This window comes from Paenibacillus tianmuensis, from assembly GCF_900100345.1.
GTDB classification, from domain to species: Bacteria; Bacillota; Bacilli; order Paenibacillales; family NBRC-103111; genus Paenibacillus_G; species Paenibacillus_G tianmuensis.
The window spans coordinates 24,663-47,545 of record NZ_FMTT01000023.1; the positions used below are offsets into that span (position 1 = coordinate 24,663).

23 protein-coding genes and 2 pseudogenes are annotated in these 22,883 nt (G+C 46.6%); 16 read left to right on the top strand and 9 right to left on the bottom strand.

All coding sequences use genetic code 11. The annotated features are described in order from the left end of the window. Positions 1-135: 135 nt before the first annotated feature. From BLO51_RS15770 to BLO51_RS15805, 7 genes and pseudogenes are all read left to right on the top strand, one after another. A pseudogene (locus BLO51_RS15770) lies at positions 136-225 on the top strand (IS66 family transposase); the annotation flags it as partial. A gap of 17 nt (positions 226-242) precedes the next feature. Next, on the top strand, positions 243-875 hold the full coding sequence (locus BLO51_RS30835; RefSeq protein ID WP_167670224.1) for a serine hydrolase domain-containing protein: 633 nt from the start codon (positions 243-245) through the stop codon (positions 873-875). A 2-nt stretch (positions 876-877) separates the two neighbouring features. Next, on the top strand, positions 878-1,690 hold the full coding sequence (locus BLO51_RS30840; RefSeq protein WP_090673414.1) for a serine hydrolase: 813 nt from the start codon (positions 878-880) through the stop codon (positions 1,688-1,690). Positions 1,691-2,020: 330 nt separating this feature from the next. Continuing rightward, the gene (locus BLO51_RS15785; RefSeq protein ID WP_090673415.1) at positions 2,021-2,374 is read left to right on the top strand and encodes a hypothetical protein; all 354 of its coding nucleotides are present in this window, start codon (positions 2,021-2,023) and stop codon (positions 2,372-2,374) included. 344 nt (positions 2,375-2,718) lie between these two features. Next, positions 2,719-3,198: pseudogene (locus BLO51_RS15790) on the top strand (suppressor of fused domain protein); the annotation flags it as partial. Positions 3,199-3,408: 210 nt separating this feature from the next. Then, positions 3,409-4,026, top strand: coding sequence for a suppressor of fused domain protein (locus BLO51_RS15795; protein WP_245719688.1), 618 nt, complete (start codon positions 3,409-3,411; stop codon positions 4,024-4,026). Between the two features lie 533 nt (positions 4,027-4,559). Continuing rightward, on the top strand, positions 4,560-6,533 hold the full coding sequence (locus BLO51_RS15805) for an ABC transporter substrate-binding protein (protein WP_090673420.1): 1,974 nt from the start codon (positions 4,560-4,562) through the stop codon (positions 6,531-6,533). A gap of 436 nt (positions 6,534-6,969) precedes the next feature. Here the strand turns inward: BLO51_RS15805 and BLO51_RS15810 are convergent, their stop codons facing one another. Further along, the gene (locus BLO51_RS15810) at positions 6,970-7,539 is read right to left on the bottom strand and encodes a choice-of-anchor I domain-containing protein (protein WP_425415813.1); all 570 of its coding nucleotides are present in this window, start codon (positions 7,537-7,539) and stop codon (positions 6,970-6,972) included. A gap of 86 nt (positions 7,540-7,625) precedes the next feature. Here BLO51_RS15810 and BLO51_RS15815 point away from each other — a divergent pair, with 86 nt between their 5' ends. From BLO51_RS15815 to BLO51_RS15845, 7 genes are all read left to right on the top strand, one after another. Continuing rightward, entirely contained in the window at positions 7,626-8,087 is a 462-nt protein-coding gene (locus tag BLO51_RS15815) for a GNAT family N-acetyltransferase (RefSeq protein WP_245719689.1), read from the top strand. A gap of 297 nt (positions 8,088-8,384) precedes the next feature. Beyond that, on the top strand, positions 8,385-8,699 hold the full coding sequence (locus BLO51_RS15820) for a hypothetical protein (RefSeq protein ID WP_174551260.1): 315 nt from the start codon (positions 8,385-8,387) through the stop codon (positions 8,697-8,699). Between the two features lie 58 nt (positions 8,700-8,757). Continuing rightward, positions 8,758-9,624, top strand: coding sequence for a DUF4085 family protein (locus BLO51_RS15825; protein WP_090673423.1), 867 nt, complete (start codon positions 8,758-8,760; stop codon positions 9,622-9,624). Positions 9,625-10,890: 1,266 nt separating this feature from the next. Next, positions 10,891-11,070: a hypothetical protein gene (locus tag BLO51_RS29250; RefSeq protein ID WP_090673424.1), complete on the top strand. Its 180-nt coding sequence runs from the start codon at positions 10,891-10,893 to the stop codon at positions 11,068-11,070. 83 nt (positions 11,071-11,153) lie between these two features. Next, the gene (locus BLO51_RS15835) at positions 11,154-12,170 is read left to right on the top strand and encodes a phosphotransferase family protein (protein WP_090673507.1); all 1,017 of its coding nucleotides are present in this window, start codon (positions 11,154-11,156) and stop codon (positions 12,168-12,170) included. Between the two features lie 141 nt (positions 12,171-12,311). After that, on the top strand, positions 12,312-12,632 hold the full coding sequence (locus BLO51_RS15840) for a glutamate ligase domain-containing protein (RefSeq protein ID WP_217266747.1): 321 nt from the start codon (positions 12,312-12,314) through the stop codon (positions 12,630-12,632). Positions 12,633-13,330: 698 nt separating this feature from the next. Further along, positions 13,331-13,684, top strand: coding sequence for a helix-turn-helix transcriptional regulator (locus BLO51_RS15845; RefSeq protein WP_167670226.1), 354 nt, complete (start codon positions 13,331-13,333; stop codon positions 13,682-13,684). A 152-nt stretch (positions 13,685-13,836) separates the two neighbouring features. On the opposite strand, the gene BLO51_RS15850 is transcribed toward BLO51_RS15845, so the two are convergent. Further along, positions 13,837-14,463, bottom strand: a complete 627-nt coding sequence (locus tag BLO51_RS15850) for an FMN-dependent NADH-azoreductase (RefSeq protein ID WP_090673429.1) — start codon at positions 14,461-14,463, stop codon at positions 13,837-13,839. A gap of 1,403 nt (positions 14,464-15,866) precedes the next feature. On the opposite strand from BLO51_RS15850, the gene BLO51_RS15860 reads away from it, so the two are divergent. Beyond that, a complete protein-coding gene (locus BLO51_RS15860; RefSeq protein WP_090673432.1) occupies positions 15,867-16,076 on the top strand; it encodes a DUF3973 domain-containing protein in 210 nt (69 codons plus the stop codon). 472 nt (positions 16,077-16,548) lie between these two features. On the opposite strand, the gene BLO51_RS15870 is transcribed toward BLO51_RS15860, so the two are convergent. From BLO51_RS15870 to BLO51_RS29260, 7 genes are all read right to left on the bottom strand, one after another. Next, a complete protein-coding gene (locus BLO51_RS15870; protein ID WP_090673435.1) occupies positions 16,549-17,343 on the bottom strand; it encodes an ATP-binding cassette domain-containing protein in 795 nt (264 codons plus the stop codon). Then, on the bottom strand, positions 17,321-17,779 hold the full coding sequence (locus BLO51_RS15875) for a hypothetical protein (protein WP_090673437.1): 459 nt from the start codon (positions 17,777-17,779) through the stop codon (positions 17,321-17,323). Before BLO51_RS15875 ends, BLO51_RS15870 begins: the two co-directional genes overlap by 23 nt. Then, a complete protein-coding gene (locus BLO51_RS15880; RefSeq protein ID WP_090673438.1) occupies positions 17,776-18,411 on the bottom strand; it encodes a hypothetical protein in 636 nt (211 codons plus the stop codon). The genes BLO51_RS15875 and BLO51_RS15880 overlap by 4 nt, the downstream gene beginning before the upstream one ends. Continuing rightward, on the bottom strand, positions 18,408-20,084 hold the full coding sequence (locus BLO51_RS15885; protein ID WP_090673440.1) for an ABC transporter permease: 1,677 nt from the start codon (positions 20,082-20,084) through the stop codon (positions 18,408-18,410). The genes BLO51_RS15880 and BLO51_RS15885 overlap by 4 nt, the downstream gene beginning before the upstream one ends. After that, positions 20,081-20,743 (bottom strand): ATP-binding cassette domain-containing protein, encoded by a 663-nt coding sequence (locus BLO51_RS15890; RefSeq protein ID WP_167670227.1) that lies wholly within the window; start codon positions 20,741-20,743, stop codon positions 20,081-20,083. Before BLO51_RS15890 ends, BLO51_RS15885 begins: the two co-directional genes overlap by 4 nt. 186 nt (positions 20,744-20,929) lie before the next feature. Continuing rightward, entirely contained in the window at positions 20,930-21,103 is a 174-nt protein-coding gene (locus BLO51_RS29255) for a hypothetical protein (RefSeq protein ID WP_167670228.1), read from the bottom strand. Between the two features lie 198 nt (positions 21,104-21,301). Further along, on the bottom strand, positions 21,302-21,460 hold the full coding sequence (locus BLO51_RS29260) for a hypothetical protein (protein WP_167670229.1): 159 nt from the start codon (positions 21,458-21,460) through the stop codon (positions 21,302-21,304). A gap of 222 nt (positions 21,461-21,682) precedes the next feature. Here BLO51_RS29260 and BLO51_RS15895 point away from each other — a divergent pair, with 222 nt between their 5' ends. Then, positions 21,683-22,852: a multidrug effflux MFS transporter gene (locus BLO51_RS15895; RefSeq protein WP_090673443.1), complete on the top strand. Its 1,170-nt coding sequence runs from the start codon at positions 21,683-21,685 to the stop codon at positions 22,850-22,852. The last annotated feature ends 31 nt before the right edge of the window (positions 22,853-22,883 follow it).

Consider the following 22,883-nt stretch of genomic DNA (forward strand, 5'->3'; position numbering starts at 1 on the left):
TTTGGGGCTAGAGGCTATACGTTACATCTGATCTCGGATCATTGAAAAAACTCCTTTTTTTTGATTTTTTATATTTTACCATTTGACAAAAATGAATGCAAACGGGGTAGACCAGCGTAGCTGACACCACCCGCCCGAGGCTATTTGCATGTGGATGGTTATCCCCGTTATCATAAAGTGACAGGGGTCACGCTGGTGGGATGCTGGGCGCATGCGCGGCGCAAATGAGGAGGAAAATACCAATGAACAATCGGGAATGGTCGCAATCGTTTGAAAAGTATATGAGAAAGACAATGGAAGCTGTTCCGCTCGCAGGGGCGTCCGTCGGCCTAGCCAAGGATGGGGAGCTTGCTTATCATCAGGGGTTTGGATACCGGGATATAGAGGAGAAAGCTGAAATTACGCCAGATACTATTTTTGGAATTGGTTCGGTGACGAAGTCGTTTACGTGCGTGGCGCTTATGCAGTTACAGGAAGCTGGAAAGCTATCGGTTCACGAACCAGCGGTAAACTATTTACCTGAATTTCGACTGAAGGATGGTCAAAGTGTGGAAAATATCACGATCCACCATTTTATGACACACACATCGGGGATACCTGCGTCGCCTTCTTTAGGATACGCAATGAAACGCACGATGCTGGGTGATCCTGCTGTTGATGAACTGGATTACGATATTGAACAACATGAGCCGATTGATACATATGAAGAACTGATGGATTATATCGCCTCGTTGGATTTTGAATTGCTGGGGCCACCTGGTTCTCTCCCCGACTATAACAACGACTGTTATGCCTTGTTAGGTGCCATCATTGAGCGGGTGAGTGGTATATCATATGAACAATATGTGATTAAGAGCATATCCTGGTGCCCGTAGGAATGACACGCAGCGTATTTACTCCTAAGGAGGTAGCCGAGTTTACGAACGTCTCTATAAATTACGCCAACAGAATGACCAATGGAACAAGCGAGGTGTATGCTGCCCCCATCTGGTGGGATGCACCAGCTATGCGTGCGGCAGGATTCCTCAAGTCAACAATCCGGGATATGCTACGCTACACGGAGATATTTCGAACAGGTGGAATGGTAGGGGAACAGCGGATCTTGTCTGCCGCCAGTGTAGACCAGATGGTGAAGCCGCACGTTAGAGTAACTGCGAATTCCTTTTACGGATATGGGCTGGAGATTCATCCTGACTATCACGGCTTATCATTAGTAGAGCATTCGGGTGGTTTGAAGAGTATTTCAGCTGAGATGTTCATAGCGAAAGAAACAGGGTTGACAGGGATGATACTAAACAATACGGGCAATGCTCCTTCTTCGGAAATGTTGTCCCGGTTGGTGTGCAGTATCCAATCCTTGCCTATTGAAACGCCTCTTTACACCTACGATGATTATGATGTCACTGCCGATCGTCTGCCTGATTATGCAGGGAAATATATGGCGTTCGCTGGTATGGGTGGTGTGTCGGTTGCACAGGAAAACGGCAACCTGGTTGTAAGTATCATGGATGGCGAGCCTCTTCCGATGAGAGCCATTGCTAGAGATCATTTTTTGACAATACTTGAAGGCTCGGAAACGGAGGTGCGATTTTTCCGAGATTCGGAAGGACATGTGAATGCAGTTAGCGTAGGTGGATTATTTACAGTGAGGAAGTGGAAGGGAGCCCGTGCTGAACAGGGACAATTTTAGCAGTTTGCGAAGCGTCTTGGAACGTTTTAATTCTTTGGACCAGCCTACCGCGTACCACACACATGGAAAGGTTTCATAATCCTCGCTGTGGTTTTCCCGATACTGAATATCTGTCATTAGAAGTTCCTCCAGTCCTGCAAGTCATAGGTAGTAGTGAAGGGAGACCTAATTATTGTAGACCAATGGTAACATTTGGGGCTTGGTAGTTATGATTCGGGTGGATTATGTTATGTCGAAATGTTAATAGAAAAGATAGGAACAGAGAATCTATTGAATTTAATAACAAAATAGTAAAATATAGGTGAAACAAATATCTGGGAGGGGTATTTTATGAAACGGATAGGCAAACTACTTCTCTGCGCAGTCTTAACATTTTCGTTAGCATCAGGAGTTGCTTCTGCAGCAGAGTCAAACGTAAAGCAAACTGTACAGAGCCAGGATCAAAGTGTAGATGTTGAATGGATAAACCTCAAGGTGGGAGAAAGTTTATATCTTTTTGCTAAATTCCCAGGAGACACTTCGATTAAAACTGAAGTCATATCAGGCACATCGGTTAGCATATATCCCCATATTTGGTTCAAGATATTAAAAATTTACGCTGTTGCGTATTCTGAAGGTGAGACGGTTGTGAGGGTTACAACACCGGGAAAAGTGACCGAAAAACATTTTGTTGTATCCCGATAATGTTTAACTCACGGCATATTTTTGAGAAGAGCGGCGACGGATGTCGGCGCTCTTTTGTTGTACGCCCAGCATGGGCGTCATCTCTAGGGTGAAAGTCCCGAACGGGGGCTCGCGAGCGCCTACCGTAGCCAAGGGCTTGAAGAATATTGGGGAGATGGGATTTATCCCTTGTATATAGACATTATGGTATGATGAATTAGATGAAAATTGAAGAAGCAAAGGAGAGGTTACGCCAGCATATCGGGGAAGTCGATTCCGTTTTCCACGAAATCCTATCGGATGTCGTTCATATTGACGTCCACTTCATAAAACCGACTCCCGAACGCAATTAGTATACTTTATTCACAACGGGCATGAGCTTTATGCCCATGAATACGCCAGAAGGAGCGGAAGGCTACGAATACGCGGAATTGATGATCTGCTTGCCGCCGGATTGGCGGATCTCGCAAGAAGATTTACAAAATCCGGATCACTATTGGCCTATTCGATGGCTGAAAATGTTGGCCCGTTTTCCTCATGATTACGACACTTGGCTAGGCTGGGGGCATATGATACCTAATGGAGATCCGGCCGAACCGCTATCGCAGCAAACGGGAATGAGCGGAATCATTTTGCTGCCTCCCCTTGAAGTGAACGAAGATTTTCTTTCGCTAGACATGGAGGATGGGCGGACCGTACACTTCTATGCCATCGTCCCTCTCTATTCGGAAGAAATGGACTTCAAGTTGAAGCACGGCAGCGACCCGCTGCTGGATAAGTTCGACGAATACGGCATTAACGAGATTATCGATTTGAATCGGCGCAATACGTGCAAAGCTGGCTAGAAATTTTGGAAGCAAATCACATGCAAAGAGAGGATAACGCTATCCTCTCTTTGGAGCATATACTATTACTCCAATATTTACAAAAATCCATATAATTTTGAAGATGAAGAGTTAGTTAGTTGGGCTAGAGATCTGGAGAGATTCGCCGCCGTCGAGCGCGATACCGGCCCAAACTTTAAACTGAGAGAAGACCAATAAAGAAAAAAGGTGATGGATGTGCAAATCAATAGAGAGTCAAGCCAAGAAAAAATTCTGGACTTCGACATCAGAAGAACAATAATTCTTAATTTATATATTAAAGAATGGACTATGCCAGAATATAGAGTCATAATGACAAAACCGGAGATTGGCGTATATATTGAGATATATTATTTCCCATCAATTAATGATAAAATTCCTGCAAGATTCGCAACAGTCGGCCTATCTAATTCCATTCGAAAAACTGGAAAACCTACTGAGACTGAATGGATGCTAGCTTTAAAACCAGATTTGGGACAAGAAAGCATTGATCGCATATTCTCATATTTCTGCGACCTAATTGCCCATAATATTGAAAATATAAAAGCTTCGGAAATACCACGAGTAATGACTGAGAGCGCACTCGCACCAGAGAACTGGACTACAAAAGCCCTCTTGATTGATGAACTAAGAGGAGAAAGTGAGGATTTAGAAGAAATAAAAATAGGTGAAGAAATAATTAGTGTCTTGTGGGTTATACCAATTACTCATAAAGAAGCACGTATAATTTTACAAGAAGGCATAGATGCTTTTGATGCTTACATAGAAAAGCTTCAGCATTCAATAATAGATCCCACTCGTCCTTATTAATAAGCAGTTCGAGTATTACTTATTTTTCAAAAGCAATCGATTTCTCGGCTCCAAAGTCCATTTCATGGAAATTAAAAGTTAGGCAGTTCACGGGGAAGGTGTTAGGTCAATTAACACCTTCTTTGTGTTTTCAAGGTAAAATCGTATAAGTGGTTTGTTACGATTGTGGTGAGGTAGACGTTCTCCATCCTTTCCAGTCAAGGATGACGAGCAAGCAACTGGTCTTCAAGTTCTTTACGAACCGGGAGTTTAACGGATCAGACAGTCCACATACGGGAGAGCTTTTCAATTATTTATTGAAGAGCTTCTTCTTTTCATTTACACTAGATCCTAATGATAACCATTATCAACAATTGGAGGCGTTAATCTCCAAGACGACAATTACCGAAGGGTAGGCGTGGAAACGCCCGCTTATTATATGGATAGCGATGTCGAGCTGATCAGGGAATCGGCAGGCCGCATGCATCTTCAGGTCCTCGGCTGAACGGAATGACGGACGGTTAGCCGAATTAACGGAGAAAGGAACGTAACGGATGAAACTTAACGACCATACGATTCTGTGGAATTATGCTACCATACGGATTATGGATGTGCGGCATACGAGTCTAGAGCAAGGAGAAGTGCTGAGCTCCTACCAGCTGCCGGCCAGCGCTTTCCTTTATGTAACCCGAGGGAGCGGGCGCATTCGGCTGGACGGCGCTGAGAGCGAGGTGAAGCCTTTCCAGTTAATGCATGGGGGCAAAGGGCTTTGCCTCGATTTGATGGCTGAAGAGCTGCTGAACTATTACTTGATTCTGTACAAAGCCGCAATGCCGCTGACGAGCCGTCGGGAGCTGCTTGCGTTATGGGAAGCAGTTGATAACCCGTTCCAGCTGCAGTTCAGCTTCACTCCTCACGATCCGATCGCCATGTTGGACAAGGCGCAGGCGATGTATAAGGCATGGGAACGGACGGATGAACTGGAGAAGCTGCATGTGAAATCGCTCTTCTACCAATTCGTTCACGAACTGCTGCAGCAGCTGGCAAGTCAGTCAGTGCAAGCGCAGAGACCGGACCCTGTTGCCCAGGCGATCCGCTATATTCATGAGCACTACAAGGAGCCGATCACGCTCGAATCGCTTGCGGACATGCTCGATTGCAATCCGCGACAGTTCCTGAGAATGTTCAGAAACAGCTGGCAGACGAGTCCGATCGATTATTTGATACAAGTCCGCATGGACAAAGCGAAGGAGCTGCTCCTGAACACGGAGTGCACAATGAAGCAAATTTCCGAGAGCGTCGGCTACTCGGACAGCTACTACTTCAGCCGCATGTTCAAGAAGTGTACGGGCGTATCCCCGACAGCTTTCAAAGAGACTGCCCAGGCCGCGAGCTCAAGTCGAAATAATCCATCTGCGGTGTCCACATATCCCATTGCTGCGATATGGCTTCAACGATATAGTGATCATGATAATCATTATCACTATATCGGGAAGGGAGATTTACCCGTGCTTAGAAGGACTAGAGCATCATTCGCCGCCTCCTTGCTGTTTTGCATGATTTTGCTGTTAAGTAGTTGTACGGCGGGAACGATCAGTACAGATCCGGGCGCTGCCGGCGCTGCCAAAAACGGCGCGACGGCGACCGCTCCGGCGGGAGCGGGCAGTACGGAAGCGGACTCGCCAAGGATCATCAAACATGCGATGGGGGAAGAAACCGTCAAAGGGACGCCGAAGCGCGTGGTCATCCTGACGAACGAAGGAACGGAAGCGCTGTTGGCCGTAGGCGTCAAGCCGATCGGTGCGGTGCAATCGTGGATTGGTAACCCATGGTACGATCATATTAAGAATGAGATGAATGATGTCGCCGTCGTGGGCGACGAGCTGCAGCCGAATATCGAGCTGATCGCGAGTTTGAAGCCAGATCTCATTATCGGCAATAAGGCGAGACAGGAGAAAATATACGGCCAGCTGAAGCAAATTGCACCTACCGTATTCGCGGAAGATTTGGGCGGTGACTGGAAAATTAATTTCAAGTTGTACATGGACGCGATCAACAAGAAGGAAGAAGGGGAGAAGGCGATGACTGCGTTTGACATGCGGGTTGCCGACGTGAAGGCCAAGCTTGGCAGCAAGGCGGCTACGAAAGTGTCCGTCGCCCGCTTCTCCGCCTCACAGGTGCGCATCTACCAGAAGCAGACGTTCTCCGGTGTTCTCTTGAGCCAGCTTGGATTCGCCCGTCCCGCTTCACAGGACAAAGATTCGTTCATCGAGGTGATGTCCAAGGAGACAATTCCGAGCATGGATGGGGACGTGCTGTTCTACTTCGTCACGAAGACGGCGGGCAAAACCGATGCTGCAAAACTCGTGCAAGAATGGATAAACGACCCGCTGTTTAAAAATTTGAATGTAGCCAAGACGAACAAAGTCGTGCAGGTCGACGAAGCGATCTGGAACTCAGCGGGAGGGTATAAGGCGGCCAACCTACTTCTGGACGAGCTTGTCAAATATTTCGATATAAAAAAATAGATGGATGCAGTCTTCGCGGCAAGCTGATGTCGGTACAGCAGACGTCGGCTTGTTTGCCGTGCGGCCGTTGAGTCGGGCGCTGATTGCGGCCGGGGTGGGGGAAAAGTCTGGAAGAATAATGTACAGTGACACAAAAGTACCCTTTTACAAGGAGATTGACACAAAACTCCCCTTTTACGAGGCGGAACACCTACCACCAACTAGCGGAATAACAAATTTCACACTTAAAATACCATTTAAAGTATATAAATGGAAAATCGCCACCGGATGTTTCCTTCCCGCCACCTGTTGTTACTCCCTGGTCTTGAATTCATAAATCTCATCATACATTTCATAGTAATCCTGCTCATTTAGATCTTCAACCTGGTCCAGTTGCTGACAAGCCCCATGACGTAGAGGAAGCAGATCAGCCAGGACAGCGTTCCGCCGCGCTTCATCATGCCGGACTGGGTAAGCAGGAGGGAGATGTCGAATCGGTCCCACAAACTTTTCCGTCTTCCGGTTCAGGACCTTTGCCGGAGTTCCGATTGTCGAACTTGACGCTTTCATGGTCCGAGTTAAAATATACGGGCAGCAACTGAGCCGTAATCTGCTCGAAAGCATCGCCGACAGGCCCGGCTTGGATGTCGTCAGCATCCCAAATCGAGAACGAGCGGCCTCCGAAACCATATAGAGCGTCGTAATAAACGGCACCGGTCACGCTATAGACGGCATTCGAAACTTGGAGTCTTCCCAGCTTTTTGTCGTCTGTAAAGGTCCCGTCCGTTTTCATAAGATCAAGCTGCTCCTTAGTAAACCCTTTGAGCTTGGCGGCATCCAGCTTGATTTTGGCGGTGATATCCTTCACGCGCACTTCTTCGCTGTAACCCTTTCCTCCGTCGTTCCAATCCGCACGCGCGTCATCCTCATTGGCGGTCACCAAGTACGTTTTATCGCCGTATTGGTAGAGCGACATACCGTCCGGCGTATAGGTAGAGTAACTGGGGGTTCGAGAAATTGGAGTAATTTAAGGATTGACTGTTATAAACGCCGCCGCGTAGCAATTAGCTGAGTAGATGTGCTAGAATATGTAAACACATCCCGAATGATGAGGTGATTAACATATATCCAGATCTATGTGTAAGGCTGGTAACTCTGACCGATGCGGAGGAACTTTCGAGGCTAAATCAAGAGTTTAACGGAGGTGAACAAAGACCTCCAGCTAAGATAGTTGAACATCTGAGTAGAAACCATAACGAATTAATCGCCGTGGCAGAGGTTAGTGGTAAAATCGTTGGTTTTGGCTGTGCTCAAAGTTATTATTCATTTTGTTATGAAGAACCATATGGGGAAATTACTGAATTATATGTAGAAGAAGCTGCTCGAAGAAGGGGAATTGCAATTGCAATAATTTCTTGTCTGGAAGAAAACCTTAGAACACGTGGAGTAAAAAGTATGAAGGTACTGACAGGTAGCAAAAATAACGCTGCAATAAAAACGTATGAACATTGCAACTATGTTAAAGATGATGAACAGTTGTTAACGAAAAGGTTGGAGTTAATCAAACGGGAGTAGCAGATGAATTACCTACAAACAGGCAGCGAGTACTTCCACGGCTTTTTCGTATGTTATAAGCCACAATCTGAAGGGGGTTATATGATTGCGCTATGACATTGATATTGCCATAGAAGAAGTAGTTATAGAGTGGAGTTGAAACAGATGGAACAAGAAGTAATCTCCTTCCAGTCTCAATGGGTGGGATTCTCATCCGGAAGAAATTGAGCAGTCTTCTTTTGTTCAGTGCTCCATCGATGTGTGCTTGGGCGGAATGATTGTAAAGCGTGGCTGCGAATTAAGGTCTTAGAGGTATGGATGATTCAAGATTTTGATAATCGTTTTCCGGCCCGAAATGGATGCCAGGGGTATTTGGATGATTTTAAGATGTTCAGGAACACGTACATCTACCATTATGGGAAATGGTTATTTATCAGTGCAGGCGCTGAAGGGGATCTTGGCGTATGGGGGCTCGTAAAACAAACAGATAGTCAGTACCATATGCTAGTATATGCAGATTGGGGCTTTCATAAGAATAATGCTTTTGGAGGCAACATCCTGTTACCTAAGCATGAAATTGAGGAATGGATCGAGCAGGCAATGCAGAATAATCGCTACGAGAAGGCAGAGTAACAGGAAGCAGTCTCGCTAAAGGGATCGGGCCAATGGAGGCCAATGAAGGAGTGTTTCTGTGAAATATTTGACAAAAGAATGGTATGAATTATGCCAGCGGACAGGACTTCATTTTGGCATGAGGGCGCACAAGAGTGCCTACGAACATGACGAAGCACTTTATTTGCAGCTCTATAAAAAGAAGGAAAAGGAATTTATTAGTCAGAGGCGCGAAGTTTACGACGTCGATCCCCGGTTTATGCTGGAGCAGGATGGCGCGCAAATTGTGGCTCTCGATAAATTTTTGAATGGGGATCAGATCGGTGAAGAGGATACAATGGACTATCACATGTCTTCTGAAGAAAGGGATCGGATACAGCAATTAATTGCCGCTTACGATGCCCGGCCTCCTTTTGATAAAATGAAATGTAAGGAAGAATTCAGCGAGATTCAGGAATGGGCATATAAGGAAGCGTTTCATAAACTTCCGGGCGAGCTATCCTCACGCATTGCGGATATGCGGGTGTTTGTACTGGGTTACTGTACGAGAGAGGTATTGCGCGAACTGAAGCAAATGAGCAAAGAAAATGAAAAGCACATGATGCTGGTCTTGGATGAATATAGGCAGGCACAACAAGCGGAGAACATTCCCGAACATATCCGCAGCCAATTCGGTTTTCACGATTGCACAGTGACGGAGCTTACGTCCGGCAAGCAGATGGTTATGAGACTGGACACGCGAGGCGGATTTACCAACAATAACAAGGTTACATTTGATGCAGTCGACAAAATCATCAGACAAGACGAGCACATTGTGGGCAGCTATTGGATTTATAATGAGCTGTATCGTACGGATTGCGGCTATGAAGTCCATATCCTGTTTTCGGGCGAAGGAATGTCTGAACTCATTATTCACTGCGCAGACATTGTTGTAGAACAAGAATGACTTAAATATAGTAGCTAAAGGAGCTGCTGCGGTATAGGTTTAGAGCTAAAGAAATTCTGGAAAGTTATATAGGGCTGTCGTTTTTTGAGTGGAACATCCTCGTCACATCACACAGAGAGAAGGGAGTATCGTGAGCCGGAGGCCGTTTTGCCGTAACAATGATTTGTAAAATTGTATTGGACGGGGCGCGAGCATCATTTGGCAGGAGCACTCGGGCAAGGACTCAGTATTAAAGAAGTTATACAGTCCAAATGTCCTTCAGCCAAATGCTACGTACATTTTGGAGTTGGAACAGAGCAATCTGTCATTGATCCGAAGGGAATTATCGCCGCACTTTCAGAGAGGGACGCTTCTATTGTCGGATGACAAGAATATAGTCCGATTATGATCCGCAGAAATTGCGGATTTTTTATGTGCGACGGGCAGTCGTAACTGTAGCGAGTTAATCGCTACGAGTAATCCGTTAAAAGCAGCGGTTACGTTACCATAGGTAAACACGAACCGAGAGCTTGGAAAGATGATTTATCGAGGGTGAAAGTCCCTCCTCAAGCGCTCTGGTGCGATTTGGGAAGCCTAATCTAGGGCAATATCGCGAGGTAGTTGTCTGAAGGAGATGCGGACAATCGAGAGACCCGCAGGCGGATGAGCAGACCCAAATGCGAAAGCGTGAAGCACGCAGCGGCAGGATAAGTCGGCGAAAAAAAATCGTTGTCCAATGAACCAGACGGAGGGCGGTGGCTTATCAAGTGAAGGTGCTGGGTATGTTCAGAAGGAAGATACGATGACCCCGTGAGGTTCTCTGCTCACCTGGAAAGGATGGCTGTATATAAGGCTTCGCCGAAGTTGTAGACATGGCAGAGAATGCAGACGTTCTCGTAGTACGGGAGTAGGCAGATGACCAAACATCTGCTGAACGGAAGGGGAGCGACCTCGTGGACAAACACTTGAATGTAGCCAGAGTTGGTTGATTTGCTGATTCGGATGGAACAATATATTGCATATTAGAATCAGCATTGGTTGAAAAACGAATTTGAGAAGTTCACGTAGTACGAATCGAAAAAATGACACATTAGCAGTAACTGTGCAACGACACAAAACTACTCAATTTAAATCATCGGAAAACTGCATATTTGTCTATAATAATTAAGCACACTTATGTCGCATCAGCGCGACATAAGTGTGCTTAATTATTGATGGTGCGACACAATTAAACTTGAATAATTCTCAGGTCTAATCTCTCACTCTCTAATGGGTGGGGGGGAACTATTGGGGAACTTTAATGCAGGAGCTGCTTATGCCGCAGCTTCTTTTTGGTTTGTTCAAATCGGGCAGGAGAGTTTAACAATAATTGTCTTTTACCAGCCTTCCCCTAAATTATTTGTTATCATGTTTGGTAGTGACTTTATTTTGGTGGAGTTTAACATTCGGGGTGGGGGACTGACATGATACTAGCTCATCGACAAGAGGGCTCGAAACAAAACGATCGCCATGTGGAGCAAGCAAACGAAGAGAAACGGAGGATGGAAGAAATGAATATTAAATTCGAAGCGCTGATCTATGCCTTAAGCCGAAGGTTCAAGAAGGATATCATCTCGGCCGACTGCCAAACCATGCCGTTACAGGGCGGAACTGTGGGAAATGTGTACCTGGTAACGGGGATCGCCGAAACCGCGGATGGAGAAAAATTGCCATACCGAATCGTTCTGAAAATCCAGAAGAAATGGGAGCGTTACGGCGATCCGGGTTCATGGCGCCGGGAATATGATCTCTATGCGTCTGACTTGGGAGCGACGTTCTCGGATGCCTTCCGCTGGCCGACATGTTATCACGCCGAGATCAATGCCGAAGAAAATAAATTCCAGCTGTGGCTGGAATTTATCGATGGCGTAACCGGTTTAGACTTGACCGGTGACATGTATGAACAGGCCGCGCTGGAGTTAGGATGCTATCAAGGCAAGCTGTATGCGGAGCAGCCCGCTGTGCTACAGAGCCTGACCAACCTGAGCCATGCGGATTTCATGAAGAATACGTATCTGCATTACCGGTCATGGCCGGTCGTCTACGATTATATACGCTCGGAGGACTGCGAATTCCCGCAGCACGTGCGGCAAATGCTCATCGACATCGATGAGCACACAGACGAGATACTCGCCCGCATCGAAAAATTGCCCCTCGTGCTATGCCACCGGGACTTCTGGGTGACCAACCTGATCTATGCCGACGGGAAAATCGCCCTCATCGACTGGGATACATCCGGATGGGGCTACCTTGGCGAGGACCTCGCAAGCCTGATTGCGGATGAAGCGGATATCGATCACATGGTCGAATACTACCAGCGATGTGTCCCCGCGTATTACAAAGGCTTTTCGGAGTATGCGGATGTATCCCCTATCGCCGATCATTGCGTCTACGAGCTGATCCTTCTCGTATTCGGGTACAGGCTTGTGGAGTGGTATCTCCACACAGAGGACGATGACGAGAAGACGAAGCGTGTCCATACGCTCCAAAAAATCTATGAAATGAAGACCAGCCCTGTGCAGATTTGACTCTAAAAAAAGAACTCCGAAAACCCTTGAATGATTAAACATTGTATCCAATAAAAGTTATGTTGAATTCGACCTTCTGAGTCCATGGGGGGAGAGAAGGATTAAAGTAAGCGCGCCTGGAAGATTCAGCATATATAACGGGTGGTATGTGTATTCGGTTGTGGTGGTGACAAGGATAGGATAAACAGGCCGCTTATGGGTGAAATCTCCGGAAGGATCGCGGATTTTACCATAATCACTTCCGACAATCCCCGTACGGAGGAGCCTTACGCTATTATCAGGGAAATTGAAGAAGGTATAAAAAAGACAGGTGCTGAATTTATAGCAATTGTAGACCGTAGGGAAGCTATCAAATACTCTATCATAAATGCCAAACCCGAGGATATAATAATCCTGGCAGGCAAGGGTCATGAGACATATCAGATTTTTAAACCATTCATTTTGATGAGCATGAAGTTGTAAAAGAAATTATTGATGAGCTGGGATGTATCTGAAATAAATGTTCAGCAAACGAAGGACAAACAAAAATCAGAATGATTGAAAATCATCGCATCACCGATTGGAACCATTCCGATCGGTGATTTAACTTCGGTGATTTAACTTATCAGAACTTATTTTTATTCTGATTAAAAAATGGGGTTGTTATATGAAAATTCAATAGTGACAAGGGATTTAACCGGATTCTTGACATATGTACAAAATACGAGTTTTGTGAATATGTATAATGATTTTAATATGTATATTTTCTTGATATCCCCACACAGGCTAGCCTTCTTCGCTACAGAGCTTTTCACGGGCCTGATTCTTTAATCGCAGATACTTCATACTTAACTTTGATTTCTTCACGATGATCCCTTTAGCTTTCGTACATTGCGGTTATTTTCCGGCTTGAGCTGACCGTTGTCTTACTGTAGCTATTCCGATTCCCTAAAATTTCTTCATGCATTTCATACTTTTGAAGGCGTGTCCCCTTTCAAGAATTTTGACAACTTTGTGTCACTAAATATGTGATAAATACACTATGTGATAAATACACTATGTGATAAATTCACATTAAATTAACAGTTCGAAACCCGGTTGAAACGTAAGGTTTTCTGTGTTAAAATCAATATGTGGATTTAGCACACGATGTAATTATCACATATTGGAGGTTATGCATTGTGGCACGTCAAGGAACTCTTGTCGCGTTAAAAGCTATTATAAAGCTGTATTGCATTGATTATATCGACCAAAACGCATATGGATACGAGATCACCGAAGCTGTTTCTTCTCGTCTGAAGCCTTTTGGTTTTAGCCCACACCATTCAGAAGTTTACCGTACTCTTCACGAAATGGCCGACGAAAGTATGATTCTCCGGCATGAACGGCACATCGGCCCTCGTCAAAAAGTCGTTTACTACACGTTTACTGATGATGGCCGTGCAGCAGCGGCAGCATACAAGAAAACATTGAAAGAAAACCTTGACCGTTCTATCGCACTCCTCAATGCTGCTGTCGCAGATAATTACTCATAGGCCGATTTGTAGTGTCTAAATATTTTTCTTCAAGAGATAACCAATTAAGAAATACATCGGTTGAAAAACGAAAAAAGTGCTCAACTCTCCCCACAGAGTTGAGCACTTTTACTACAAATCGTGTACTTGATCTTTGAATCTCTTCCAACATATTAGAAGGTTTCTGCCGCTCTAGCTGCTCTTTCAATTCCATTTTGAATAATATCTACCGCTTTATCCTGGAACTGATTGTGACCTTCTACGATAACTGTTGTAAGGTCTTTTATACCAAAAAAATTCATCATGTTCGTTACATAGTTTACGGACATTTCCAAAGAGGCTTTAGGTCCTTCAGAATAGACACCACCTCTTGCATTTAAGAGTGCTACTTTCTTGTCAGAGAGTAAACCAACTGAACCTTCTGAAGTATATCGGAAAGTTTTACCCGCTTGACATAAATAATCAAAATACGTATGTAACACAGCAGGTACGGTAAAGTTCCATAGAGGAAACGCAAATACAACCTTATCAGCTTCGAGAAACTGTTTTAGATACTTATTCACAGTTTCTGTAGCTTCTTTTTCTTCTGAATTCAATTCCATACCTGTCGCCAATTTAAAAATACCGTTAAGTGTATTTGCATCATAATAAGGTAGATTTTCTGAGAACAGATCAAGCTCGATAATCAGATCTTCAGGATGGGACTCTTTATAACTATCGAGAAAAGCCTTATAAAGTTTTACACTAACAGCCTGTTCGATTGGACGGAAATTTGCTTTTACAAATAAAACTGTAGACATTAGAATCCTCCTCGGTTAATGAATCCATTTTTAAGATATCAACAGCAAGATTTCGTTTAAAGTTGCCACAAATGCTCTGCTTGATATGTTCACATTATAGTGAAAATCTTCTTTGAAAAATATATTCAATACATCTATTTTGGGCAGTTAGGAGACAGAATCAGATAAATGCCTGAGAAATGAAGATGTATTTTGTCTCCCTGCCGCTCACTGTGCCTGCTGGCGAACAAATGATTTTACACCGCGATAAATATAGGTATTGTAACCCAAAGAATACCTTCCTGCATATATTACATTAGCCCACCTTAGAAAAGGAGTGAAATAAAATGGCGTTTTTGCCTCCACCTGGACCACCGCCTGGAACGATTGGGCAGCAGGGGCCTGTATCCCCTCCTCCACCTTTTGAACCGCCCATTTCTGCTTTTGCTGTTGACCCCCGAGCTATTTCCCGTTGCTTGTTTCGAAACACTTTTGTTTGGCTTACGAATGGGAGCCGTTTCTGGTTTTTTCCAACCTTTGTTGGACGCGTTTCGGTTACTGGTTATAGGTGGACCGGTAGGTTTTGGGTGGTCTTTGGAATTAGTCTAAGAGAAATTAGCTCATTTTCATGCTTTTAAATTTTTTATCAGCTTCCGCAATCAACGCATTTTGAGTTATCGATAAAGCCCATCTGAACAAAACACCGGTTTTGGTGAAGATGTTCCATAAAACAATAAGGGGGCTGTCGCGGCAGCTCCTTCGCTTTTATAAAACTTATCCGCAATAACATGCCAGATGGAGAGTTATTTCACTCGCCGGTAAACCGTAAGCTTTTTCATACTGATTCGATGCATAGCCTCCGTCGCGGTAACCGAATATAACGCCTTCGTCTCCATAGTGCAGACTCAACCTTTCTGCCTCGCGGTAGACGCCCTGCCCTCCGGCAAAAAAAATTTCCGCTGACCCTCGAGGCGTTACCCCCGAGTTCGGATATAAACCCCTAGTCCAAGGCTCAGCGAGACTTGAACCCGCCTGCTGCCACACACGCACTACGGCTTCCGCTGCTAGGTGGGGCCTATTTGACGTTCACGGAAATCATCATGAATCAAATTGATTTCCTTCTGTTTAATGTTTTGAAATATACAAGAAATTTGTATCGTGCTCATCATCCCATTTCAAATTGTAAAAACCTCTTACGACTTACGGTGTCGCATTTAGCTCAAACGTTGCAATTTTCTCAATGTAATCTCAATGGACTTGCACACATCTCAACACTTTACTATATGCTGTTTTCAAAGGCGAGGTGGTGAAAATCAAAAAAGTGTATTAGTTCTCATCATATCTGGATATTAGGGGATTGGATTGTTTCCTATACTCTCGGATTACGAGTTTTGAATTACTTTCATAAGAAGAGGTGAGTTCGCATGTACTATTGCACCGTTTGTTCAAAATTACACAATGAAAGATATTCCCATGGAATTATTTTCGAGAAAGGATTTTATATAGAACCAGGAACTGGAGGAAGGTTTCATCTAGGTATGTGTGGTAAAGAAGACGATAGAGGTATTCAAACACTGGAGAAAGATTGTTCCATCATGGAAACTATACGCACTTATTCTCATGCATCTATATAAATCGTGATGCATTTAGCGGCTATTAATTCTTTCAGCCACACGAACATCTGTTGGTTTTGCTTCTTAGCTTCTTCCAGCGGCGTTTCGTGCACCCCGACTTATGCGGAGTTACCGCCCGCCAAAGCCTCCGGAAGAAGTCGTAGAAGGTACCGATGCCAGGCGTAATAGTGCGAAGCGCACGGACTCTGTTATCCACGCTCATCCCGAGCTTGGTCATGAGCAGCGTACTGCGCGGCATGAACGGTGAAGGAGAGGTCAATGCGCTGTAATCCAGAAGATCAGGTGCCCATCGATCGCCTGCTGGATTTCGGCCTTTGGCCGCTCTCCCGTCGGGACTTGCACCCTTGAGCATAGTACGCTGCCATGCGTACAAAAACATCACCAGTAATGGCGATGTCGGCATATGATCAGATTTAAGTCTGATAGCTTTTTCCTAAAAGAAAAGCTCCCCCAGACGCCGCCGAAATGGCTATCAATCAAGGCGCCTCCGGCGGCTAACGAAATCCAGGTATACCTCTTCCAACGTCGGAAACCGCTCAGCGGGAATTTCCGCGGCCCTGCTATTGCCGAGCGTCTCGTGCAGCATGACCGATTTCCACTGCTGCGGCGATTTCGGCCCGGACATGACCCCACCCGCCAAGAAAAGCACCTGATCGACCCAATCCTCGATCTCCATAAACATATGACCGACCAGCAGTATGATGCAGCCGTTCGCATGTTCGTGCAGGAGATTCATCACATGGGCCCGCTCTTCCAAATCCAGCCCTTCCAGAGGCTCATCCAGAAGCAGCAGATGCGGGTCGCTGAGCATCGCTTGAGCGATCGACAATCTTCTTCTTTGGCCGGTGGATAACGATTTGATGCGGAATTGCCCGAATCGGGCAAGGCCAAAGTCCGTCAGCACCTCCGCAACCCTGTCCGGAATTAGGCGGGGCGGGATTAGCTTCATTTCCGCCGTATAAGTCAAAAAATGTTCCGCCTTCATCTCCTCGTATAAGGAAAATTGCTGGGAAACGTAGCCGAGCCGTTCCCGAAACCGTTTGCCCCCGAGCTGTCTATCCTGCAGTGTAAAGCGAATGTCGCCTTTGCCGAATGTCCGGATGCCGGCAATGCATTCGAGCATCGTCGTTTTGCCGCTTCCATTGGGGCCGAATAAAGCGTTTATTCCCGGCGACAAGGAAAACTCCACACCTTCAAACACCCAAGGAGCCGACGACGAATGGCGGAACGCCGCTTTGCGCACATCAAGCCGGATCATATCGCCCATTATCCCCTTTCCCGCCTTTTCGGATTGTCTGGCAAGCGACGAAGAAGAGAATCCCCGTTATCGCGAATGCGATCATGCGGCTGCTTCCCCAAAATGCATAACCGGTGTCGCTCATGAAATAAAAAGGCCCGAGCAAGTCCCTCAATGCTAATTGCGCCGCCCATACCGCCAGCGACAAACCGGCTCCAATCCGCGGCCCAAAAAGGACGATGGCGGCAAATGCCAGCGCGGTGCAAAAGCATAAAGGCGCCAACCAACCGATGATAAATGCGAACAACGGACCGGTCTGACCGGTCAGCGATAAGAGGACGCTTGCCGTCAAAGCCAGTACCATATCATACAGAACGATGATGCCCAGCCTTCCCATCATCATCTCGACCGGAGAGACCGGGAAAGTCGCCTCCAGCTTGGACATCGGCGTGCCATACGATCTCAACGTTTTCCTTCATAACGGCGCGCGTACTCGTATATTTGCCGGATCGCCTCGGGAAAATGCGCTTTCCTGAACGCTTCATACACTTTGTTCATCGCCAAGTAAACCGGGTGCGGCACACCGTTCCATTTATGCATGCTCGGGATAAACAAAGGTTCGCCCTGCCCGTTACCGTTATGCCTGATCGATTGCGATATCGCTTCCGTCATATATCCGGCCAGTTTAGATAAGGAGACGGACATAATGTTTGCATCAAGAACCGTTGCCCGCAAAAGATCCTCGTCGAAATAAGACAAGCCGTTAAAGGTCATCGAAGCAGGATGGTTCGGGTAAGACAAATAGTAGAAGCCATTGCTATCGATCGGTTTAAGAAATTCACCTTTGATCGGTGGCGATCTGTATAGCAACTGGTTGTTGAACGATTCGTTTTGCACCCGGCCCGGATAATCCGCGCGGATGAAATGTATGCGACTCGGATAAAAAGCATCCGGATTGAGCATCTTCGCTATTTGGGATAGCTCCGCATAATGTGCAAGCAGGTTGCCGGCAATGCTCTTCGCCCGGGACGGAGGAATCTGATTCGATAAAACGATCGAAACCGTCGATTGGTGATTCGATTCCCTCCACTCGGTCATATTCCCACCAATGAGGTTGAAACCGCGAACGCCCGACGCATCGAATACGACACGCTGTCTCCCATCCGCCGCTTGGGAATTCTTCCGCTCCCCGTTCGCGATAAGCTGCATCCGTCCGCCCGCTTCAACCTCCACATGAAATTCGGCAGGCAGCCGGTAAGGCTCGCTTTCTCTAACGGCTTCATCCACAACGGGACTTGACAGTCTTTCGTCGAAACGTACTTGCTCCAATTCGGCCAGCCTGTCGGTTCCCGGGTAAGGGTACCATCCGTAATATCCCGGCAGGAACAGCTTATCCGAATCGACAAACACTCTTCGCTCCCAATGGGCATCAAGGGAATCGTCGATTCCTCCAGATCCTTGCGGATCATACCAATCGTTGATCGTACCTGCATATTCCATCGTCGTCTCCACCACCGTTCGAGGCTGAACGGGCCGAGCCGGGACAACCCATACGACATCCTCTTCGGGCTCCCACTCGAAGGCTGCGGCATCCCTTCGACCTTTACTTCATGGATTTGGAAATGATGCCGGAGCGACAGCGGAAAGCGGTCAATTGCCTCCTGGCCTCCATGGTGCAATTGGATCGCGCTCTGCACTTCCATGAGGTGCTTTTCCCCGATATTCACCTTCAAATCGTATTTGAGTGCCGTCAGCATGGCGTACTTCCGGCCCAGAAGGAGCATGTTCTTATGCTGCTGCGTCAGTGGATTCACGCTCGGGTCCGCTTCTTCACCTGCCAGAAACCGTTCGACAGCAATTCGATTGATCTCCGAAGGATTTTCCTGAAACAGCTTTCTGTAAAATGCGAAATTCCCTTTGGACGATTCGGTACGCTCCTTCCATATGGACGCATAGCCGAGGACGCTCATAACCATTGTGACGACGGCTGCGGCGGCAATCGGGTACAAGACGGTATTCCGACTCTTTTCCTTTCTTCCCCTCTTCGCGCTGTACACGATTCCTCCGAATAAGAGGACGATCAGCGCGGTATGGAACAAACGGAGAAGCCCGTATGCCGTAGCGTCCGTAAAGCCCCATAATTCCGAATAAAAGCCCAACCGGGTTAAGTCGGTTAATCCAATATCGGCCAAATAGGTCCACTGGGCCGGCATCCATTCGAGAAAAATAACATTGGCCAAAAACAAAACAGCCGCGACAATCGCCAAGCTGTACAAATAAACGATGCGGTTGCGGGTCCAAGTGCCGATCCAATAACCGAGCAAGATCGTAAAGGTCGTCGGAATGACGAATGAGCCGAGCATAAATAATCCTGCTGACATAGAGGAAAACGTCATTCCCGCACGCAAAGCATGATAGGCGTAAAAGCACGCGGGCAGCAGGGAGAGCGCGCCCAGCGGAATAATCAAGGCGAGTAGTCTGGCCGCAATCAATTGTACGGAACGATAGGGCAAAGCGTCTTGTATCGGACGAATCTTCACTGCGGTATCTCTTCGCGCAGCCGATACAGCCAAAAATGGTGCCATCATAAACATAAACCACATGAACTTGTAGGAACTCGATAGGGTATACCACCCGATATCATCCGCATACGCGTTATTGATCAGGGAGATTGCCCAAGCCCCGCCTGTTACGGCCAGCAGGATCAAACCGAACCATCCCCGGAACATAAGTTTCCATTCGACGACGACATATTTCCAAATAGCAATCATGGCAGCGGCACCTCCGGCTTCATGACATCCATATAAGCATCCTCCAACCCACTTGCCGCCGGCTCCGCGCCTTCAAAGGGCTTGGCTCCATCACTGGACAACACGTGTGTTTCCCGACCGTAAGCCGTCTTCCGGGAGGAGAGTACTTTGAGGTGCAGTTTGATGATATCGAACCGGGTCTCCTCGACCATTCCCGTCCATACCCGGCCCTTCACCCGTTCAAGCAGCTGCGCTTGCGTGCCTTGGTAGACGACTCGGCCCTCTTTCATCATGGCAAGCCGATCGCAGCTGCAGCCGATATCGGCCGCGATATGGGTCGACAAAATGACAATACGATCTTTGACCATTTGATTAAGCCACTTGCGAAAACGAATCCGCTCCTCCAGATCGAGTCCCGCCGTCGGTTCGTCAACCATAATCAGCTTCGGCGATCCGAGCATCGCATGAGCGATTCCGATCCGCTGCTTCATACCGCCGGAATAGCTCCCCATCCGCTTCTTCGCTTGATCGGTCATATTCACTTGTTCCAGCAGCGAAGCAACCTCCTCTTTCCGCTTGCGCGAATTCGTTATTCCTTTCATCAGCGCCACATAATCGAGATACTCGGAACCGGATAAGTTGCCGTATAAACCGAACTCCTGCGGCAAGTACCCGAGCACCGCCCGAATCGCCTATGTGGCTAAAAAGATTTGGTATGGCCGCAATTTTTTTCGAAACATTTGGAATGGATAAAGCACTGCGCTCGCAATGACAAACGTTGAACCTTCGGATTCGAGAATGAAGTTAAACTTTCTTACTCTAAAAAAAGCACGCGACAGGATTATCCTGTGCGTGCTTGGATCTTCTTATTGTTCCTCCAACTCATCGGGTACATCGTATTTATTGATATGCGAAGTGATCGCCTCGACGGCTTCGTTTACATCCGTCGTCGCAGGCACTTCGTTCACCACGTCGTCCGTCTGGTCATAAAAATTCAACCGGTTCGCCTCGGCCGCTTTCTCTTTGTCACTTTCTTTCATCCTCAAGATGCCTCCTTCATAGCATACGTTCGCCTTTACTATACACGAAGTTAATATTTGTTATGCATAAAATGACGCAAGATAATTTCCCGATCGCTTCCATTTAAGATGATGATGTTTACTTCTCTTCATTGAAAAAAAGAGTGATTCCCTATGTTCTTTCGTCAATATCTTCACACGAACCCAATTGCATTAATTTCAAGTCGCACGCCGCTGCCGTTTTCTACGCCACGCATACAATACCATAAAACCGAGAACACTCATTCCCGTGTCCAGCAGCCCCGCTTCCGGCCCGAAGTCCCCACCGGTTAGCCAGCTTAAATGCGTTTGAAACGAGGCCGCGAATATCCCGTTCACATCGCTCCCGCTGACGGCTAGCCCATGACCTCGATGGAATAAAGCAAGAATTGTCGACAGACTCCCGAAATCCTGCTAAAATGCACTATAGACTTCCCCCTATAAAAGAATAAAGGTGAAAAAATAATGCTATCTTTTTCCAGATTAAGTAAGTGCAAACCCCCTATCCCGTAATTTCTTTGCCGGCCCATTGAGATTTTTGAATTATAGGGGGAATTGGCTATGCAAAGAAAAATCTCATCACCATCATTACTGTTGTTAATTGTCCTTGTGGCTTTTCCGCAAATTAGCGAAACGATCTATACACCTTCATTACCGGATATCGCGAAGAGCCTGCATACAACCGGCAATGCGATCCAACTGACACTCAGTATATATTTCCTCGGTTTCGGCGTTGGCGTTTTTTGCTGGGGAAGGCTTTCGGATTCTATTGGGCGGCGTCCCGCTATGCTTTGGGGAATCTTGGTTTATGCCCTAGGCAGCTTGGGATGTTACCTGTCCGGTTCGGCTGAATGGTTGCTAGTAAGCCGATTCATTCAGGCTTTTGGCGCCAGCACCGGCTCGGTGGTGACTCAAACCATACTTCGTGAGAGTATCGAAGGAGCCAAGCGTCATGCGGTGTTTGCTCAGATCTCTGCGGCACTTGCCTTTACACCGGCCATCGGGCCGTTAATTGGAGGATGGGTCGATCAAGCGTTCGGTTTTAGAGCTGTGTTCTTCACTCTGGTTGTGATGAGCGTCGCCATTTTTACGTACACAATGGTTTCTCTGCCCGAGACAAGAGTATCCACGAGCTCCGGCATTCGTACGTTTTCTGTAGCTAAGCGCTTGATTTCTGACAGAAGAATATGGGCATTCGGTTTTCTCATAGGAGCATCAAACGGCATACTGTTCAGTTACTACGCCGAGGCCCCGTTCATTTTTATCGAGTTTTTTCACATGAGTCCGGGTGTGTTTGGTTTTTTAGGAATTTTCGTGGCGCTGTCTTCCATTATTGGTGCAATGCTGTCGAAAAAACTGCTAAACCGGGTCCCGGCAGAAAAAATTATTTTTCTTGGTTCCCTCGTCACGATGGCGGGGGCCGTATGTCTCACCGTTCTTGCACTTTATGGCATGAGTCCTTCCGTAGCAGGATTGGCATTCATGGTAGCTTCGATCTTTATCCTCCTGCTAGGAATCGGTATGGCCATTCCTAACTGCCTGAGTCTGGCGCTCGTCAATTACGACGATGTCCTTGGTACCGCGGGCGCTATTTTCGGATTGGGCTATTACATGGTGGTCAGCCTGATTACCAGCGGGATGAGCTATCTTCACGATGGTTCGTTATTAACCATGCCTATCTATTTTCTCGTATTAGCGATAGGTATGGCCTTTGTGAGCAAGAAGCTTTAAACATTGGGAAGCCGGTTCTCTCTAAGCAGAG

What these genes read in the sequence shown, in the direction of transcription:
- BLO51_RS30835 (WP_167670224.1), top strand. Translation starts at nt 243, where the DNA reads ATGAACAATCGGGAATGGTCGCAATCGTTTGAAAAGTATATGAGAAAG.
- BLO51_RS15785 (WP_090673415.1), top strand. Translation starts at nt 2,021, where the DNA reads ATGAAACGGATAGGCAAACTACTTCTCTGCGCAGTCTTAACATTTTCG.
- BLO51_RS30840 (WP_090673414.1), top strand. Translation starts at nt 878, where the DNA reads ATGACACGCAGCGTATTTACTCCTAAGGAGGTAGCCGAGTTTACGAAC.
- BLO51_RS15850 (WP_090673429.1), bottom strand. Translation starts at nt 14,463, where the DNA reads ATGTCTACAGTTTTATTTGTAAAAGCAAATTTCCGTCCAATCGAACAG.
- BLO51_RS29255 (WP_167670228.1), bottom strand. Translation starts at nt 21,103, where the DNA reads ATGAAAGAAAGTGACAAAGAGAAAGCGGCCGAGGCGAACCGGTTGAAT.
- BLO51_RS15880 (WP_090673438.1), bottom strand. Translation starts at nt 18,411, where the DNA reads ATGACCGAGTGGAGGGAATCGAATCACCAATCGACGGTTTCGATCGTT.
- BLO51_RS15835 (WP_090673507.1), top strand. Translation starts at nt 11,154, where the DNA reads ATGAATATTAAATTCGAAGCGCTGATCTATGCCTTAAGCCGAAGGTTC.
- BLO51_RS15870 (WP_090673435.1), bottom strand. Translation starts at nt 17,343, where the DNA reads ATGGGCGATATGATCCGGCTTGATGTGCGCAAAGCGGCGTTCCGCCAT.
- BLO51_RS15795 (WP_245719688.1), top strand. Translation starts at nt 3,409, where the DNA reads ATGGATGTGCAAATCAATAGAGAGTCAAGCCAAGAAAAAATTCTGGAC.
- BLO51_RS15885 (WP_090673440.1), bottom strand. Translation starts at nt 20,084, where the DNA reads ATGATTGCTATTTGGAAATATGTCGTCGTCGAATGGAAACTTATGTTC.
- BLO51_RS15805 (WP_090673420.1), top strand. Translation starts at nt 4,560, where the DNA reads ATGAAACTTAACGACCATACGATTCTGTGGAATTATGCTACCATACGG.
- BLO51_RS15860 (WP_090673432.1), top strand. Translation starts at nt 15,867, where the DNA reads ATGTACTATTGCACCGTTTGTTCAAAATTACACAATGAAAGATATTCC.
- BLO51_RS15820 (WP_174551260.1), top strand. Translation starts at nt 8,385, where the DNA reads ATGATTCAAGATTTTGATAATCGTTTTCCGGCCCGAAATGGATGCCAG.
- BLO51_RS15895 (WP_090673443.1), top strand. Translation starts at nt 21,683, where the DNA reads ATGCAAAGAAAAATCTCATCACCATCATTACTGTTGTTAATTGTCCTT.